Annotated in this window: 14 protein-coding genes and 1 pseudogene; 12 read left to right on the top strand and 3 right to left on the bottom strand. The window is 61.7% G+C overall.

Features of this window, described 5'->3' with window-relative positions; all coding sequences use genetic code 11:
• Window positions 1-70 precede the first annotated feature (70 nt).
• From gltB to BG841_RS09305, 4 genes and pseudogenes are all read left to right on the top strand, one after another.
• On the top strand, window positions 71-4,519 hold the full coding sequence (gene gltB, locus BG841_RS09290) for a glutamate synthase large subunit (RefSeq protein WP_070057398.1): 4,449 nt from the start codon (window positions 71-73) through the stop codon (window positions 4,517-4,519).
• A gap of 28 nt (window positions 4,520-4,547) precedes the next feature.
• Window positions 4,548-5,965: pseudogene (locus tag BG841_RS09295) on the top strand (FAD-dependent oxidoreductase).
• Window positions 5,966-6,037: 72 nt separating this feature from the next.
• A complete protein-coding gene (gene hemE / locus BG841_RS09300; protein WP_070057399.1) occupies window positions 6,038-7,102 on the top strand; it encodes a uroporphyrinogen decarboxylase in 1,065 nt (354 codons plus the stop codon).
• A gap of 160 nt (window positions 7,103-7,262) precedes the next feature.
• Window positions 7,263-7,634 (top strand): PilZ domain-containing protein, encoded by a 372-nt coding sequence (locus BG841_RS09305; RefSeq protein ID WP_070057400.1) that lies wholly within the window; start codon window positions 7,263-7,265, stop codon window positions 7,632-7,634.
• A gap of 12 nt (window positions 7,635-7,646) precedes the next feature.
• Here the strand turns inward: BG841_RS09305 and radA are convergent, their stop codons facing one another.
• Together radA and ettA are read right to left on the bottom strand one after the other, a co-directional pair.
• Window positions 7,647-9,023, bottom strand: a complete 1,377-nt coding sequence (gene radA / locus BG841_RS09310; RefSeq protein ID WP_070057401.1) for a DNA repair protein RadA — start codon at window positions 9,021-9,023, stop codon at window positions 7,647-7,649.
• A gap of 278 nt (window positions 9,024-9,301) precedes the next feature.
• Entirely contained in the window at window positions 9,302-10,963 is a 1,662-nt protein-coding gene (ettA, locus tag BG841_RS09315) for an energy-dependent translational throttle protein EttA (RefSeq protein ID WP_070057402.1), read from the bottom strand.
• A 303-nt stretch (window positions 10,964-11,266) separates the two neighbouring features.
• Here ettA and glyA point away from each other — a divergent pair, with 303 nt between their 5' ends.
• The 8 genes from glyA to BG841_RS09355 all read left to right on the top strand — a co-directional run bounded on the left by glyA (window position 11,267) and on the right by BG841_RS09355 (window position 17,885).
• A complete protein-coding gene (glyA, locus tag BG841_RS09320; RefSeq protein ID WP_070057403.1) occupies window positions 11,267-12,523 on the top strand; it encodes a serine hydroxymethyltransferase in 1,257 nt (418 codons plus the stop codon).
• Window positions 12,524-12,583: 60 nt separating this feature from the next.
• Complete coding sequence (gene nrdR / locus BG841_RS09325) at window positions 12,584-13,069, top strand: transcriptional regulator NrdR (RefSeq protein ID WP_070057404.1); 486 nt, start codon at window positions 12,584-12,586, stop codon at window positions 13,067-13,069.
• Window positions 13,066-14,181: a bifunctional diaminohydroxyphosphoribosylaminopyrimidine deaminase/5-amino-6-(5-phosphoribosylamino)uracil reductase RibD gene (ribD, locus tag BG841_RS09330; protein WP_070057405.1), complete on the top strand. Its 1,116-nt coding sequence runs from the start codon at window positions 13,066-13,068 to the stop codon at window positions 14,179-14,181. Before nrdR ends, ribD begins: the two co-directional genes overlap by 4 nt.
• Window positions 14,182-14,251: 70 nt before the next feature.
• The gene (gene ribBA / locus BG841_RS09335) at window positions 14,252-15,367 is read left to right on the top strand and encodes a bifunctional 3,4-dihydroxy-2-butanone-4-phosphate synthase/GTP cyclohydrolase II (protein WP_070058766.1); all 1,116 of its coding nucleotides are present in this window, start codon (window positions 14,252-14,254) and stop codon (window positions 15,365-15,367) included.
• A gap of 58 nt (window positions 15,368-15,425) precedes the next feature.
• The gene (gene ribE, locus BG841_RS09340; protein WP_070057406.1) at window positions 15,426-15,902 is read left to right on the top strand and encodes a 6,7-dimethyl-8-ribityllumazine synthase; all 477 of its coding nucleotides are present in this window, start codon (window positions 15,426-15,428) and stop codon (window positions 15,900-15,902) included.
• Window positions 15,902-16,384, top strand: coding sequence for a transcription antitermination factor NusB (nusB, locus tag BG841_RS09345; protein ID WP_070057407.1), 483 nt, complete (start codon window positions 15,902-15,904; stop codon window positions 16,382-16,384). The genes ribE and nusB overlap by 1 nt, the downstream gene beginning before the upstream one ends.
• Window positions 16,385-16,398: 14 nt before the next feature.
• Window positions 16,399-17,349, top strand: coding sequence for a thiamine-phosphate kinase (gene thiL / locus BG841_RS09350; protein WP_070057408.1), 951 nt, complete (start codon window positions 16,399-16,401; stop codon window positions 17,347-17,349).
• Entirely contained in the window at window positions 17,346-17,885 is a 540-nt protein-coding gene (locus BG841_RS09355) for a phosphatidylglycerophosphatase A (RefSeq protein ID WP_070057409.1), read from the top strand. The genes thiL and BG841_RS09355 overlap by 4 nt, the downstream gene beginning before the upstream one ends.
• On the opposite strand, the gene BG841_RS09360 is transcribed toward BG841_RS09355, so the two are convergent.
• Complete coding sequence (locus BG841_RS09360; RefSeq protein WP_070057410.1) at window positions 17,882-18,097, bottom strand: DUF6316 family protein; 216 nt, start codon at window positions 18,095-18,097, stop codon at window positions 17,882-17,884. The two genes, BG841_RS09355 and BG841_RS09360, sit on opposite strands and share 4 nt — an antisense overlap.
• Window positions 18,098-18,199 lie beyond the last annotated feature (102 nt).

The following is an 18,199-nucleotide window of genomic DNA, read 5'->3' on the forward strand; positions in this document are numbered from 1 at the left end:
TCGCAAGGTGCCTGAAACGATAGCTGGAATTTAGCCTTTGAATGCAAAGGCGTAACAAGAGAGAACGCTTATGATGACTGGTTTGTATCATCCGGGAGAATTCCGGGACAACTGTGGTTTTGGCCTGATTGCCCACATGCAAGGCGAGGCCAGCCACGAATTACTACAAACCGCCATCACCTCTCTGACCTGTATGACCCACCGTGGCGGTATCGCCGCCGATGGAAAAACCGGCGATGGTTGCGGGCTGCTGATTCAGAGCCCGAAGGCGTTTCTGCGCAAAGTTGCCAAAGCGGCTTTTGGCTGCGACCCGGGAACGGAGTTTGCCGTGGGTCAGGTTTTCCTCAACCCTGATGGAGAGCTGGCCGCCCGGGGCCGCGCTGCCCTGGAGTCCAGTCTGACCCAGCAGGGGCTGGAGGTGCTGGGCTGGCGCACCGTGCCGGTCGACAGTCAGTGTCTGGGGCCCATGGCACTTGCGGTTATGCCGCAGATTGAGCAGGTCTTTGTCACCGCAGCCGGCAAAAGCGACCGGGAATTCCAGATCAGCCTGTTTGTCAGCCGTCGCAAAGCGGCACAGGCCATGGCCGACGACCCCGAGTTTTATGTGTGCAGCCTGTCTCAGCATACCCTGTCCTACAAGGGGCTGATGATGCCTGCGGATCTGGCCAGCTTTTACAAAGATCTGGGGGATCCGGATCTGCACACGGCGATTTGCGTGTTTCACCAACGCTTCTCCACCAACACCATGCCGCGCTGGCCGCTGGCCCAGCCGTTCCGGTATCTCGCCCACAACGGTGAGATCAATACCATTGATGCCAACCGCAACTGGGCGCTGGCGCGAGTGACCAAATTCAGTTCGCCCGACTTGCCGGACATGAAGACCCTGCAGCCGCTGGTGAACCTGTCCGGGTCCGATTCGTCCAGCATGGACAACATGCTGGAGCTGTTGCTGGCGGGTGGGGTCGATTTGTTCCGTGCCGCGCGGATGATGGTTCCGCCGGCCTGGCAGAATGTCACCAATATGAGTTCCCGGCTGCGGGCGTTCTATGAATACAACTCCATGCATATGGAACCCTGGGATGGCCCGGCCGGTCTGGTGCTGACCGACGGGCGCCACGCGGTGTGTATGCTGGATCGCAACGGCTTGCGCCCGGCCCGCTGGGTCACCACCCGCAACGGGTTTATCACCGTGGCCTCGGAAGCCGGTACCATCAACTACCCACCGGAAGAGGTGATCGCCAAGGGCCGGGTCGGTCCGGGGCAAATGCTGGTGGTCGATACCGAAACCGGCAGCTTGCTGCATACCGATGACATTGATGACCGGCTCAAGAACGCCCAGCCCTACCGGCGCTGGTTGCAGGACAACGGGTTGCGCATCGAGGCCACGCTCAATCAGGCGTTTCCCGATTTCAAACTGCTGGATCCGGCCGAGCTGCTGGTCCAGCAAAAAATGTTCCTGGTGACCGGCGAAGAGCGGGATCAGATCCTCCGGCCGCTGGCGGAAACCGGTCAGGAAGCGGTCGGCTCCATGGGGGATGACACCCCCATGGCGGTGTTGTCCAGCCGGGTGCGGCATCTGGCGGATTATTTCCGACAAAAGTTTGCCCAGGTCACCAACCCCCCGATTGATCCGCTGCGTGAAGCCATCGTGATGTCGCTGGAAACCTGCCTGGGCGCCGAACAGAATGTGTTCGAAGAGAAACCGGAGCATGCCAACCGCATCATTCTGTCGACGCCGGTGTTGTCCCCCGCCAAGTTTCAGCAAGTCATCAATTCGGGGCAGCCGGGGTTTGAAACGGCCCACCTGAATCTGAGTTATGCGCCGGAAATGGGGCTGGAGGCCGCCATCCGCCATTTGTGCGAAACGGCTGCCGCGGCGGTGCGCACTGGCAAGGTGTTGCTGGTGCTGAGTGACCGACAATTGACCCGAGGTGAATTGCCGGTCAATGCCCTCATGGCCACCGCCGCCATTCACCATCACCTGTCAAAAGAGGGGTTGCGGTGCGATTGCAACCTGATTGTGGAGACCGCGTGGGCCCGGGATCCGCACCATTTTGCGGTATTGCTGGGTTTTGGCGCGACCGCGGTCTACCCCCATTTGGCGTATCAGGTGCTGAACGACCTGATTCGTACCGAAGAAATGCGCATGGACCCGATCGAGGCCAAGAATAATTACCGCAAAGGGATCAACAAGGGGTTGATGAAAATCCTCTCCAAAATGGGGATTTCCACCATCGCGTCCTATCGCGGCGCGCAGTTGTTCGAGGCCATTGGCCTGGCGGACGAGGTGGTTGATCTGTGCTTTACCGGCGTGCCCAGCCGGATCAAGGGCGCTGATTTCTATGATTTCCAGCAGGATCAGGAGCGCCTGGCCAGCGAAGCCTGGAATCCGCGCAAGCCTCTGTCGCCCGGGGGGCTGATCAAGTACATGCATGGTCAGGAATACCATGCGTTCAACCCCGGCGTGGTGAACACCTTGCGCAAAGCGGTGACCACCGGGCGCTACGGCGATTATCAGGAATACGCCGCCCAGGTGAATGCGCGCCCGGTGGCCACCTTGCGTGACCTGCTCACCTTCCGTGGAAATATCGAACCGGTTCCGCTGGCGGAAGTGGAGCCGGTGGAGGCGATATACCCCCGCTTTGATTCGGCGGCCATGTCGTTAGGGGCCTTGTCGCCCGAGGCGCACGAAGCCCTGGCCATAGCCATGAACGCCCTCGGCGGTCGGTCCAATTCGGGGGAGGGGGGCGAAGATCCGGCCCGCCATGGCACCGAGCGCCGCTCCAAAATAAAGCAGGTGGCTTCGGGTCGTTTCGGGGTCACCGCCGAATACCTGCGCAGCGCCGAGGTCATGCAGATCAAGGTTGCCCAGGGGGCCAAACCCGGTGAAGGGGGGCAGCTGCCAGGCAGCAAGGTGAACGCGTTGATCGCCCGGTTGCGCTACTCGGTGCCGGGGGTGACCCTGATTTCGCCGCCGCCGCACCACGATATTTACTCGATCGAAGATCTGGCGCAGCTGATTTTTGATCTGAAAGAGGTCAATCCGCAGGCGCTGGTGTCGGTCAAGCTGGTGTCGGAACCCGGCGTGGGCACCATCGCCGCCGGGGTGGCCAAGGCCTACGCCGATTTGATCACCGTGTCCGGCTACGATGGCGGCACCGCGGCCAGCCCGCTGTCTTCCATCCACTACGCCGGCTCACCCTGGGAGCTGGGCTTGAGCGAAGCGCAGCAGGCTTTGCGTGTTAACGACCTCCGGGGCAAAATCCGGCTGCAAACCGACGGCGGCCTGAAAACCGGCCTGGATGTGGTTAAAGCGGCCATTCTCGGGGCGGAAAGTTTCGGGTTTGGCACCACCCCCATGGTGGCGCTGGGGTGCAAATACCTGCGGATTTGCCACCTCAACAACTGTGCCACCGGGGTGGCAACCCAGGACGACTTTCTGCGGGATGAGCATTTCCGCGGCACCGTGGAAATGGCCAAGAACTTCTTCCGCTTCGTGGCTGAGGAGACCCGTGAATGGCTGGCCAGACTGGGGGTTCGCAGTCTGGAAGAGCTGGTGGGGCGCGTGGATCTGTTGCAGCGCCTGCCGGGTGATACGCCCCGGCAGCACAAGCTCGATCTGCGCCGTTTGCTGACCAATGATCACATCGCCGCCGACAAGCCTCACACCTGTCAGGTGGAGCGTAATCTGCCCTTCGATCAGGCCACCCTGGCCACCCGGATGGTGGCCGACATTGCGCCCGCCATCAAAGCAAAAACCGGCGGCACCTGGAGCTACCAGGTCACCAACTGCGACCGTTCCATCGGCGCCCGCCTGAGCGGTGAGATTGCCGCGCTGCACGGTGACCACGGCATGGCGGATGCGCCGATCACTCTGGAGCTCAGCGGCACCGCCGGGCAAAGCTTCGGGGTGTGGAACGTCAGCGGACTCCACCTGAGTCTGGAGGGCGAGGCCAACGACTATGTCGGCAAAGGCATGACCGGCGGCAAGCTGGTCATCCGTCCGCCCGCTGCCAGTGCCTTTGTGGCACGGGACTCAGCCATTATGGGTAATACCTGCCTCTATGGCGCCACCGGCGGCAAGCTGTTCGCCGCGGGCACCGCCGGCGAGCGCTTCGGGGTGCGCAACTCCGGTGCGCAGGCGGTCGTCGAAGGCGCGGGGGACCACTGTTGCGAGTACATGACCGGCGGGATGGTTACCGTGTTGGGACCCACCGGCAACAACTTCGGCGCAGGGATGACCGGCGGGTTCGCCTACGTGCTGGATGAGCGCAACATCTTCGTGGACCAGTACAACCACGATCTGGTGGAAATCCATCGCATCAGCAGTGAAGACATGGAGCCTTATCGAAACCATCTGCGCAAGGTGATTCGCGAACACGCGGCGGAAACGCAAAGCGAGTGGGCAGGGCAGATTCTTGACAATTTTGATGACTACGTCGGCCAGTTCTGGTTGGTCAAACCCAAGGCTGCCGATTTGCGGCGCCTGTTGGCCAGTACCCGGGCCCGTCCAGAGTAATCAAAATTGATCGAATGAGAGCAGCAATATGAAAGAACGCCTGAGTAACGATTTTCAGTTTGTCGAAGTGGGGCGGGTCGATCCCGCCAAAGTACCCGCCAAAAAGCGGAAAAAGGAATTTGCCGAGATTTACCGGCCGTTTAAACCCGACCACGCGGCCGCGCAGGCGCACCGGTGCATCGAGTGCGGCAATCCTTACTGTGAATGGAAATGCCCGGTGCACAACTACATTCCCAACTGGCTGAAACTGGTGGCCGAGGGCAATGTGCTGAAAGCGGCGGAACTTTGCCACCAGACCAACTCCCTGCCGGAGGTCTGCGGCCGGGTGTGCCCGCAGGATCGCTTGTGCGAGGGGGCCTGTACCCTGCACGACGGCTTCGGTGCAGTCACCATCGGTTCGATCGAAAAATACATCACCGATACCGCCTTTGCGCTGGGCTGGAAACCGGACGTGTCCCACGTCCGCTGGACCGACAAGAAAGTGGCCATCATCGGCGCCGGCCCGGCGGGTCTGGGTTGCGCGGATATTCTGGCCCGCAATGGGGTCAAACCGGTGGTCTTTGACCGCTACCCCGAGATTGGCGGCCTGCTCACATTCGGCATCCCCGAGTTCAAGCTGGAAAAGACGGTGATGAGCCGTCGCCGTCAGGTATTTGAAGAAATGGGGGTGGAATTCCGGTTGTCGGTCGAGGTGGGGCGCGACGTCAGCATCGAGGATCTCCTCAACGATTACGACGCCGTGTTCCTGGGCATGGGCACTTACACCTATATGAAGGGCGGGTTTCCCGGTGAGGACTTGCCGGGGGTGCACGATGCGCTGCCCTATCTGGTCTCCAACGTAAACCAGCGGTTGGGCTTTGCCCGCAGTATTGACCGGGCGATCGACCTGAAAGGCAAGCGGGTGGTGGTGCTGGGTGGTGGCGACACGGCGATGGACTGCAATCGCACCGCCATTCGCCAGCAGGCCCGGAGTGTCATGTGTGTGTACCGCCGCAACGAAAACAACATGCCCGGGTCCCACCGGGAAGTGGTCAATGCCCGGGAAGAGGGCGTGAAATTCATGTTCAACCGTCAGCCCGTGGGCATAATCGGCGACGATCACGTTCAGGGGGTGAGGGTGGTGCAGACCCGCCTGGGTGAACCGGACGAGCACGGCCGCCAGCGCCCGGAAGTGGTGCCCGGCAGCGAAGAGGACATTCCCGCAGACGTGGTGCTGGTGGCGTTCGGTTTCCGCCCCAGTCCGGCCGACTGGTTCGGCACCCAGGGGATCGCCATGGATGACTCGGGCCGGGTCAAGGCACCTGAGCAGGGGGCCTATGCGTTTCAGACCAGCAATCCCAAAGTGTTTGCGGGGGGGATATGGTGCGCGGCTCGGATCTGGTGGTCACCGCTATCTGGGAGGGCCGGCAGGCGGCGGAAGGCATTCTGGATTACCTGGAAATCTGAGTTTGTTTTTTTTATTGCGCCGGAAACGGTATCATAGCGGCCCACACTCCCTTTAAGAGATCGAAAACGTCTATGTCTGAGCTGAAAAATGACCGCTTTCTGCGCGCATTGATGCGCCAGCCCGTTGACCGCACCCCGGTGTGGATGATGCGACAGGCCGGGCGTTACTTGCCGGAATACCGGGCAGCCCGCACCAAAGCTGGCGACTTTCTCAGTCTGTGCAAGAACACTCCGCTGGCTTGTGAGGTGACCTTGCAGCCGTTGGAGCGCTTTCCACTGGATGCCGCTATCCTGTTTTCGGACATTCTGACCATTCCGGATGCGATGGGCTTGGGGCTGTACTTTGAAACCGGGGAAGGCCCGAAATTCCGCAACACCATTCGCACCGCGGCCGATGTCGACGCCCTGCCAACGCTGGATTCCAGTGTGGACCTGGACTACGTGATGAACGCCGTGAGCACCATTCGCGGCGCCCTCAATGGCCGGGTACCGCTGATCGGTTTCTCGGGCAGCCCGTGGACTCTGGCCACTTACATGGTGGAAGGCGGATCGTCGAAAGATTTCCGTGAACCTAAAAAACTGGCCTACGCGCAGCCCGAGGTGATGCACCGGTTACTGGATCACCTGGCCACTACCATCATTGATTACCTGAACTGTCAAATCCGCGCCGGTGCCCAGGCTGTACAGATCTTTGATACCTGGGGGGGCTTGCTTAGCACCTGGGCCTATGAAGAGTTTTCGCTGGCCTATATGCGCAAGATTGTCGACGGTCTGATCCGTGAACACGACGGTCGCCGGGTGCCGGTGATCCTGTTCACCAAGAACGGTGGCCAGTGGCTGGAATCCATGGCCGACACCGGCGCCGACGCGTTGGGCCTGGACTGGACCACCGACATCAACGTCGCCAGAGAACGGGTCGGCGACCGGGTCGCGTTGCAGGGCAATATGGATCCCTCCATGCTGTACGCACCGCCCGCCCGCATTCGTCAGGAAGTGGCGGATATACTGGCCCGCTTCGGCTCGAACCCGGGCCACATCTTCAATCTGGGCCATGGAATTACCCCGGATGTGGATCCCGAGCACGCCAAAGCCTTTATCGAGGCGGTGGTGGAGCTGAGCCCTCAGTACCATCAGTAAGCGGTGATCCGCTGGCCGGCTGGCTGTCAGCCGGTCAACTGCGGGGTGGTTCACGCCAGAATCGCCCCGCAGACTGTCCTTTCCTGCTGGCTTGTGCCACCCCCACGGACTATAGTCATCCGGTAACGTTACCCGCTTTCACTGTAACCGGAGTCCGCCCTTGACCGACCGCTCACCGGACCTGAGACGCTTTCAGCGCATACCCTTCGACGCCGCCTGCACGCTGCACTGCGAGCATGAGGTGTGGCCGACGGAGGTGGTCGATATCTCCTTCAACGGGGTGCTGCTGGCCCGGCCCGCCGGTTGGGACAAGCCCTTGGGGCAGCCCTGTGAGGTGGTGGTGTGTCTGAATGATCAGGACGCGGGCATTGTGATGGCAGTGAGCCTCAAGCATATCGAGGCGCACCGGCTGGGTTTTCAGTGCCAGCTCCTGGATCTGGCAAGTGCCGCTCACCTGAAACGGCTGGTAGAGCTCAATCTCGGTGACCCGGCTTTGCTGGAGCGGGAACTCGGCCAGTTGCTGGGTTCCTGAGTCAGCGCGCTGTTACAGGTCTTCCAGGGCGCTGATGACATCCCCGAGCTTGGTAACCGGCACCACCTTCATGGTGTCCGGCACCTTGCGGGGCACATTGGCTTTGGGCACCAGCGCCCGGGTAAAGCCGTGTTTGGCCGCTTCATGGATGCGTTCCTGGCCATTGGGGACCGGGCGGATTTCGCCCGACAAACCGACCTCACCAAAAATGACCAGGTCCTGCGGCAGGGCCCGGTCACGGAAGGAAGACACGATCGCTGCCAGTAACGCCAGATCGCCACTGGTTTCATTGACTTTGACGCCGCCGACCACGTTGACGAACACGTCCTGATCACTGATGTGCAGCCCGCCGTGGCGGTGCAGCACCGCCAGTAGCATGGCGAGCCGGTTCTGGTCCAGACCCACCGCAACCCGGCGCGGGTAGCTGCCCTGGGCCATATCTACCAGCGCCTGAATCTCCACCAGCATGGGACGGGTGCCTTCCCAGACCACCATCACCACACTGCCGGGTGCGGGTTCTTCGCCCCGGTTGAGGAATATGGCGCTGGGGTTTTTGACCTCTTTCAGCCCCTGTTCCAGCATGGCAAACACCCCCAGCTCGTTCACCGCTCCGAAGCGGTTCTTAATGCCGCGCAAGGTCCGGTAACGGCTGTCGCTGGAGCCTTCCAGCAGGATCGAGCAGTCGATCATGTGTTCCAGTACTTTCGGACCAGCCAGGCTGCCGTCCTTGGTCACATGGCCGATGAGGAACAGGATGGTGCCGGTCTGCTTGGCCATGCGGGTGAGGTAAGCGGCGCTTTCCCGAACCTGGGAGACGCTGCCGGGCGCGGACTCCACGTCGCTGACGTGCATCACCTGAATACTGTCCACGACCAATACTTTCGGTTGTTCGGCTTCCACCACCTGAATGATGCGCTCCACACTGGTCTCCGACAGCATGTTCACATTGCGGGTGGCCAGCCCCAGCCGTTTGGCACGCATGGCTACCTGCTGCAGGGATTCCTCACCGGTGACGTAGAGCGCGGGCACCTGGCCGGCCAGGTTGCACACGGTTTGCAGCAGCAAGGTGCTCTTGCCCGCGCCCGGGTGGCCGCCCATCAGAATCGCCGAACCCTCGACCAAACCGCCGCCCAGCACCCGGTCCAGCTCCTGCATGCCGGTACTGGTGCGTGGCTGCTCCGAGAGACTGACGGTTTCCAGCGACTGTACCGACGACAGGCTGCCGGAGAAGCCCTCAAAGCGAGCCCCCCGATTGCCGCGGCCGCCGCCACTGACGCCGCGCACCTCGCTGACCGTGTTCCAGGCCCGGCATTCGCCGCACTGACCTTGCCACTTGGAGTAATCGGCGCCGCAGTCGGTACAGACGTAGGCGGTTTTTGCTTTGGCCATTGGATGATCCTGATTGATTTAATAAGTGCCCCCTCTCCCCAACCCCTCTCCCGCCAGGGGCGAGGGGCTGATGCACCAATTCAGGCCTGGGCGTTTTGCTCCTCTCCCTTGAGGGGCGAGGGGCTGATGCACCACCTGAGGCCTGGGCGTTTTGCTCCCCTCCCGCGGGGGGCGAGGGCTAATGCACCATGTCAAGCCTTAGAGTGTGTGCCCCCTCTCCCCTGGCGGGAGAGGGCAGGGGAGAGGGGGCGGTCCAGCCTATCGGAGTGGGCTCCCCCTTACGCCAGCTTCTTGTACTTCATGCGCTGGGGCACCAGTGCGGAATCGCCCTTGCGTTGCTTGTGGTCTTCATCGTACTCGCTGAAGTTACCCTCGAAATACACCACTTCACCGTCGTCTTCAAACGCCAGAATGTGGGTGGCGACCCGGTCCAGGAACCAGCGGTCGTGAGAGATCACCATGGCGGCGCCGGGGAAGTTCAGCAGGGCTTCTTCCAGGGCGCGCAGGGTTTCCACGTCCAGGTCGTTGGTGGGTTCGTCCAGCAGCAACACGTTGCCGCCCTCTTTCAGCAGTTTGGCCAGATGGAGGCGGTTGCGCTCCCCGCCGGACAGGTCGCCGACCCGTTTCTGCTGGTCGGAGCCTTTGAAATTGAACCGGCCCGCATACGCCCGCGACGGTGTTTCGTAGTTACCCACCCGGATGATGTCGTTGCCGTCGCTGAGCAGCTCCCACACGGTTTTGTCGCCGTCCAGATCACGACTCTGGTCGACATACGCCAGTTGCACGGTTTCACCGATGTCGATCGAGCCCGAGTCCGGCTGTTCGTGTCCGGCAATCATGCGGAACAGGGTGGATTTACCGGCGCCGTTACCACCAATGATGCCGACAATGGCACCCGGCGGCACCCGCAGGGACACGTCTTCGTAAAGCAGGCGGTCGCCGAAGGCTTTGCTGATGCCGTTCACTTCGATCACCTTGTCGCCCAGACGGGGACCGGGTGGGATATACAGCTCGTTGGTTTCGTTACGTTTCTGGAATTCCTGCGAACTCATTTCCTCAAAGCGGGCCAGACGGGCCTTGCTCTTGGACTGACGGCCCTTGGCGTTGCTGCGCACCCATTCCAGTTCCTGCCGGATGGTTTTCTGGCGGGACGCTTCCTGTTTGGCTTCGGTGGCCAGGCGCTGTTCCTTGTTTTCCAGCCACTGGCTGTAGTTGCCCTCAAACGGAATGCCCTGGCCCCGGTCCAGCTCGAGAATCCAGCCAGCGACGTTGTCGAGGAAGTAACGGTCGTGGGTAATGGCCACTACGGTGCCGGTGTAGTCGTGCAGAAAGCGCTCCAGCCAGGCGACGGATTCGGCGTCGAGGTGGTTGGTGGGCTCGTCCAGCAGCAGCATGTCCGGGCTGGCCAGCAGCAACCGGCAAAGCGCCACCCGGCGGCGCTCACCACCGGACAGATTGGCGACCTGAGCGTCCCAGGCCGGCAGCCGCAGGGCGTCGGCGGCCACTTCCAGTTTGCGCTCGATGTCGTGACCGTCGCTGGCCTGAATGAAGGCTTCCAGTTCCCCCTGTTTTTTGGCCAGGGCGTCAAAGTCGGCATCGGGTTCGGCGTAGGCAGCGTACACCTGGTCGAGCTCGGCCAGTGCGTTGTGGACCCCGGCGACCGCCTCGTCGACAATTTCTTTGACGGTTTTACTGTCGTCCAGCTCGGGTTCCTGTGGCAGGTAGCCCACGTTGATGCCGGGCTGGGGGCGGGCTTCACCGATGTAGTCCTGATCGACGCCGGCCATAATCCGCAACAAGGTCGATTTACCCGCACCGTTCAGACCCAGCACACCGATTTTGGCACCAGGGAAGAAACTGAGGGAGATGTCTTTGAGAATTTCCCGTTTCGGGGGCACAATTTTGCCCACGCGGTTCATGGTGTAAACGTATTGAGCCATAAGCAGTTTTTACCTCTGCAGTCTGAAGGCCGCAACGGCGGATTGCGCGCCAGGTGTGCGGGTGTGGTGAGAGAGCCCCGTACGGTAGCGAAAGAGTCCGGTTATGGCAATCGACGGGCATGGGCGCAGGGATTATTTGTCCCCTGGCTGAAAAGATGATTTCAGGGGGCGTATTACGCTAGAATAGCGGCCCTTTTCCACGAAATCGAAAACGAGGCTGGCAGGACTGTCCGCCGTTAGCGGTTTCCGGTCATGCATATTAAATGCCTGCGTCGCAGGCACAGCACACAGAGGCGTGAGTCCATGTTTAATCGTGATATGAAAATTGCCGGGTACGACGATGATGTCTGGAACATGATCCAGGCAGAAAGAAAGCGTCAGGAAGCGCATATTGAGCTGATCGCATCGGAAAACTACGCCAGCCCGCGGGTCATGGAAGCCCAGGGCACCGAGCTGACCAACAAATATGCAGAAGGCTATCCCGGCAAACGCTATTACGGTGGTTGCGAACACGTGGATGTGATTGAGCAACTGGCCATCGATCGCGCCAAGCAACTGTTCGGTGCGGCCTACGCCAACGTCCAGCCGCACTCCGGCTCCCAGGCCAACTCGGCGGTGTTCATGGCCCTGCTCAACCCCGGCGATACTGTGTTGGGAATGAGTCTGGCCCACGGCGGACACCTGACCCACGGCGCCAGTGTCAACTTTTCCGGCAAAATCTATAACGCTGTTCAGTACGGCATCGACCTGAACACCGGACTGATCGATTACGACGACGTCGAACGCATGGCGCTTGAGCACAAGCCGAAGATGATCATCGCGGGCTTTTCCGCCTATTCGCAGGAACTGGATTTTGCCCGTTTCCGTGACATTGCCGACAAAGTCGGTGCCTACCTGTTTGTCGACATGGCCCATGTGGCCGGCCTGGTGGCGGCGGGTGTCTACCCGGACCCCATGCCCCACGCCCACGTGGTCACCACCACCACCCACAAAACCCTGCGCGGCCCCCGTGGCGGTCTGATTCTGGCGTGTGACGACGAAGCACTGCACAAGAAGCTGAACTCAGCGGTCTTCCCGGGTGGTCAGGGTGGTCCCCTGATGCACGTCATCGCGGCCAAGGCGATTTGCTTCAAAGAAGCCATGGAAGACGAGTTCAAGACGTACCAGAAGCAGGTCATCAAAAATGCCCAGGCCATGGCGCAGGTATTCGTCGATCGCGGTTACGATGTGGTCTCAGAAGGCACCTGCAACCACCTGTTCCTGGTAAGCCTGATCAAGCAGGACATCACCGGCAAAGACGCCGATGCGGCGCTGGAGCGTGCCCACATCACCGTCAACAAAAACGCCGTGCCCAACGACCCGCGGTCCCCGTTCGTGACCTCCGGGTTGCGCATCGGCACACCCGCGGTCACCACCCGGGGTTTCGGGGAGGCCGAGTGTCGTGAGCTGGCCGGCTGGATGTGCGACATCCTGGCTAACCTGGAAGACGAAAGCGTGAATGAGCGGGTGCGTGAACAGGTGGGTGCTTTGTGTGCCCGGTTCCCTGTCTACGCCGGCTGATTCCTCAACTTGCCGGTGCGGCCTGCGGGTGGCACCGGTGCTTTGCGGGAGTATAAAAGAATGCATTGCCCATTCTGTGGTGAAGCGGATACCAAAGTGATCGACTCGCGCCTCGTGGTCGAGGGCGATCAGGTGCGCCGCAGAAGGGAGTGTTTGTCCTGTCATGAGCGGTTCACCACCTTTGAGACCGCTGAGTTGTTGATGCCCCGTGTGGTCAAGCAGGATGGCACCCGGCAGCCGTTTGACGAAAGCAAACTGCGCGCGGGTTTCATGATTGCGCTGGAAAAACGGCCGGTCAGCATCGAAGCCATCGATGCTGCGGTCAACCGTATCCGGTTCCGCCTGCGGGCGGCTGGCGAGCGGGAAGTCAAATCCTTGAAGCTGGGCGAAGAGGTCATGACCGAGTTGCGCCAGCTCGACAAGGTGGCCTACGTCCGCTTTGCCTCGGTGTACCGCAGCTTTCAGGACGTCAATGAATTCAAAGAAGAAATTGAGCGGCTGTCAGGACCGGCGGCGGAAGGCCCGTCAACCCAGGGTGATTCATGATCGATAATCGGGACGTTGCCATGATGGCCCGGGCCATACAGCTGGCCTGGCGGGGGCGTTATTCGACGCATCCGAACCCGCGGGTGGGGTGCGTGATTGCCCGGGGCAACGAGATTGTGGGCGAAGGCTGGCACGAGCGCGCCGGGGAGGCGCACGCAGAAGTGCGTGCATTGAGCCAGGCCGGTGCGTTGGCCCGTGGCGCTACGGCTTACGTGACCCTTGAACCTTGCGGCCATTTCGGGCGCACCCCGCCCTGTGCCCGGGCGCTGATCAATGCGGGCATTGCGCGGGTGGTGGCCGCCACGCAAGACCCCAACCCGTCTGTGGCCGGGCGCGGGCTTGAGCAATTGCGTGCCGCCGGGCTGCGGGTTACCGAAGGCTTGCTGGCGGAGTCTGCGGCGAAGCTGAACCCGGGGTTCATGACGCGCATGACCACCGGGCGGCCCTATGTCCGGGTGAAAATGGCGGCGAGCCTGGACGGGCGCACCGCCATGGCGTCCGGGGAAAGCCAGTGGATCACCGGCCCTGAAGCCCGGCGTGATGTGCAGCGTCTGCGCGCGACCAGTGATGCCATCCTGACCGGGGTGGGCACGGTGCTGGCAGACGACCCCTCGCTGACCGTGCGTCTGGCGGAGCTGGGTGATCTCGGTCCCTGCACCACGCCGTCCCGGCAGCCGCTGCGGGTCATTGCCGACCGGGATGCGCGCACCCCTCCGGGGGCCCGCATCCTCCAGGGCGGCAAAGTACAGTTATACTGCTCGTCCAGCGCACTGACCTCGGCGGCCGCACAGGACCTGGCCGCATTGGGCGTCGGCGTGCGGGGCGTATCCTGGAAAAATGTCGGTGTGGACGTGGGTGAGCTGCTGGATGAGCTGGGCGCTCTGGGGATCAACGAATTGCTGGTCGAGGCCGGGCCCACCCTGGCGGGCACGTTTATCAGTGAGCGACTGGTGGATGAGTTGTGGTTGTATCAGGCCCCCGTGTTTCTGGGCAGCACCGGCCGTCCGACTGCGCACCTGCCGCTGGACTCCATGGCCGACAAGGTGCAATGGCACGTGCAGGACCGCCGTCAGGTGGGAGTGGATCAGCGTCTGATCCTGATCCCGCAATAACGAATTCTTACATGGACAGCCTGGACCCACCAACGTGGATCAGCAGGGCTGCAGAGGGTGCAACACCGATATGGCACTGAACAGTATTGAAGAAATCATCGAAGACATCCGTCAGGGTAAAATGGTGATTCTGATGGACGATGAAGACCGGGAAAATGAGGGCGACCTGGTGATGGCCGCCGAGCACTGCACCGCCGAAGACATCAATTTCATGGCGCGGTTTGGTCGTGGGCTGATCTGCATGCCCATGACCCGGGAGCGGTGTGAGCAGCTGGAGCTGCCGCTGATGGTGCAAAAGAACGCCTCCGGGTTCGGCACCAAATTCACCCTGTCCATCGAGGCCGCCGAAGGCGTGACCACCGGTATTTCCGCGGCCGACCGGGCCCGCACCGTGCAGGCCGCGGTGGCCCGGCATGCCAAGCCTGCCGACCTGGTGCAACCGGGACACATTTTCCCGCTGATGTCGGATCCGGGCGGTGTGTTGAGTCGCGCCGGGCATACCGAAGCGTCCTGCGACCTGGCCTCGCTGGCCGGGTGCGAGCCCGCCGGGGTGATCTGTGAAATCATGAACGACGACGGCTCCATGGCGCGACGGGAAGATCTCGAAGAGTTTGCCCGGGTGCATGATCTGAAAATCGGCACCATTGCTGATCTGATTCATTACCGCACCCTGAACGAGCGTACCGTCGAGTGTGTGGAGCAGTACGATCTGGACACCGAATACGGCGTGTTCAATTTGCGCACTTACCGGGACACCATTCACGGCGTGACTCACCTTGCCCTGGTGATGGGTGACGTTGATGCCAGCGAGCCGGTGCTGGTGCGGGTGCACATCACCGATACCCTGCGCGATCTGCTCGGGGCGCGGCGCGAAGGCTCCAGCAGCTGGCCACTGCACCACGCACTGCGCAAGGTCGCAGAGGCCGGCAAAGGGGTGGTGGTCATGCTGAACAGCGGCCGCGACAGCTACAACCTTGAAGACCGGATTCACGAGTTTTTTGACGAAGGGCAGGCCTCCGCTTCAACCGGCAGCTCCGGGGTTTATTTCACCGTGGGTACCGGCTCCCAGATTCTGCGCGATATCGGTGTGAGCAAGATGCGCTTGCTGAGTGCGCCGATCAAGTTTTCCGCGATCTCGGGGTTTGATCTCGAAGTGGTGGAGTATGTACCTTACACACAAAACTGAGTGTCTATATTAATTTTATCGGTCCGCTCAACCGTGCGGACCCTGACAGGAGCCGAACATGGCAGGTATTGAAGTTCTGGAAGGCGATTTTACGCAGTGCGCCGGGCAGTATGCGCTGGTGGTGGGCCGGTTTAACGGATTCGTGGTCGAGAGTCTGGTAGACGGAGCAATCGATACGCTGGTGCGTCACGGTATCGATGAAGACGACATTACCGTGGTGCGCGTTCCCGGGGCCTATGAAATGCCGTTGGCGGTCAAGCGGGTCGCCGAAACCGGGCGCTTCGACGCCATTATCGCGCTGGGCGCGGTCATCCGTGGGGGTACCCCGCATTTTGAATACGTGGCCGGCGAAGCCGCCAGCGGTCTGGGTGCGGTCAGTCTCGACACCGATGTGCCCGTCGCCTTTGGCGTTCTGACCGTGGATTCCATTGAACAGGCCATTGAGCGTTCCGGCACCAAGGCCGGCAACAAGGGCGCGGAAGCCGCAACGACTGCGCTGGAAATGGTCAGCCTGTTCCGGAAATTGGGTGAGTGATGACAGACACCGACGACACACCGCAATCACCTTCAGCCCGCCCGGGTGGCCAGCCGAAAGCCGGTGAGCGCCGCCGCGCGCGGGCGCTGGCCATGCAGGCCCTGTACCAGCGACACTTCAGCAAGAGCCCGATCGCGGATATTGAAGCGGAGTTCATCGTCGATAATGACATGTCCAAGGTGGACGTTGCGTATTTTCGTGACCTGCTGCGCGGTGTGAGCCGCGCGCAGGCGGAGCTGGATCGGATCATTGAGCCCTTTCTGGATCGCCCCCTGGAGGAAGTGGATGCCATCGAACTGGCCATCGTGCGTATCGGAGCCTACGAGTTGAAACACCGCATCGACGTGCCTTACAAAGTGGTGATCAACGAAGGCATCGAAATGGCTAAACGATTTGGTGGCACAGAGGGGCACAAGTTCGTCAACGGTCTTCTGGATAAGTTGAGCCGCCGTACCCGCCTTGCAGAAACCCGTTCGCGGTAAACGCGAGCACCGCTATGGGTGAGTTTGAGCTGATCCGTCGGTACTTTGTGCCACTGGCACAGGGAGCGGGATCCGAGGGGCTGCTGCTGGGCCCCGGTGACGACTGCGCCCTGCAGCGACTGTCCCCCGGCACCGATCTGGTGTTTTCCACCGACACCCTGGTGGAGGGGGTTCACTTTCCTTCCGGTTATAATCCCCGACAACTGGGGTGGCGCAGTCTGGCGGTGGCCGCCAGCGATCTGGCCGCCATGGGTGCCAGACCGGTCTGTTTCACCCTGGCGTTGACGTTACCGGTGGCCGCCCCGGAGTGGGTGGCCGGCTACGCCCACGGTCTGGGCGAAGCAGCGCAGGCCTTCGGGCTGGTGCTGGCGGGAGGCGATACCACCCGCGGCCCGCTCACCCTGACCTTGCAGGTGCACGGCGAGGTACCCGCCGGTGAAGCTCTGCGGCGCTCCGGCGCCCGTCCCGGCGATCAGGTGTGTGTGTCGGGGACGCTGGGGGCCGCCGCGGCCGCCTTGCGTTGGCTGGCGGTTGCCGGGCCCCCCGCCGACGCCGCCGAGGTGTTGGCCCGCTACCATCGCCCCATGCCCCGGTTGGCGCTGGGCCAGGCTTTGCGAGGACTGGCCAGCGCCGCCATTGACGTGTCCGACGGTTTGCTCGCGGATCTGACCCACATTCTCGACGCCTCCGGGGTGGGCGCGCGCATCGATGCGGCTGTCGTGCCGGTGTTGCCGGCGGTCGCCAGGCTGGAAGGGGAGCGGGCGCAGAGTCTGGCGTTGAGTGGTGGCGACGATTACGAGTTGTGCGTCACCATAAGCCCGGCACGATGGCAGCAATTGCCCGCGGCGGTGCAGGCGCACTTGACAGTCATCGGCGAGATTACCGCAGAGACGGGGTTGCAGCTGGTGAACGCCGATGCGCACGCCCGCACAGCGGGTTATGACCACTTTGGAGAGCACGGATGAGTATTGTGGATCCCGAGGAACCGCCGGTCGAAGAGCCTGAGTTTGCCCATGCCATTTTGCCCCCCGGGTTTCTGAAAAACCCGGTGCACCTGCTGGCCTTCGGCTTCGGTAGCGGCGCATTTGCGCGGGCACCGGGCACCTGGGGGAGCCTGGCGGCGATTCCGGTCTGGCTGCTGTTTTTCTGGCTGCCGCCCCTGGCGTACTGGGGGGTCGTGGCGCTGACGTTCCTGGTGGGCATCTGGTTGTGCGGTGTGACCGCCAGACACCTCAAGGTGCACGATCACGGCGGCATCGTGTGGGACGAGTTTGTGGGCATGTGGGTGGCGCTGGCGTTGATTCCCGATACGCTGGTGGGGGTGCTGATGGCGTTTCTGCTGTTCCGGTTCTTCGACGTGCTCAAGCCGTGGCCCATCAGCTGGTTTGACCGGCGGATGCCGGGCGGGTTAGGCATCATGTTTGACGACTTGCTGGCCGGTTTGATGGCGTTGCTGAGTTTCTGGCTGATTGAAACTTACATTATTCCGGGGCTCGCTTAGCCGCGGCCCCGCTCCGTGGTGCGCGTCTTGGGGAGCAGCTGAACCACATGTAAAAACCGCTGTACCCCGATTTCAGCCCGCTGGCGGGAGTAAAAAGGGCCGCTGTCAAAGCCTTCCCGGGTGGTGAAGTACCATTTATTGTCCACACAGAAAATCCGCTCGCTGCGAAAGGGAAGGGCGCATGCTTCGCCGGCACGGTGCTGGTTGTTCATAAAGTCTCCCCTGTGGTTGACGATTGTCTGTTTTAAGTTAACCCATCTTGTTGCAAATGCAATGAATCCACCCCGTAATTGCGTGGTCGGCCCGGCTTTGCC

It is taken from the genome of Marinobacter sp. X15-166B (genome assembly GCF_001752365.1).
Taxonomy (GTDB): Bacteria; Pseudomonadota; Gammaproteobacteria; order Pseudomonadales; family Oleiphilaceae; genus Marinobacter.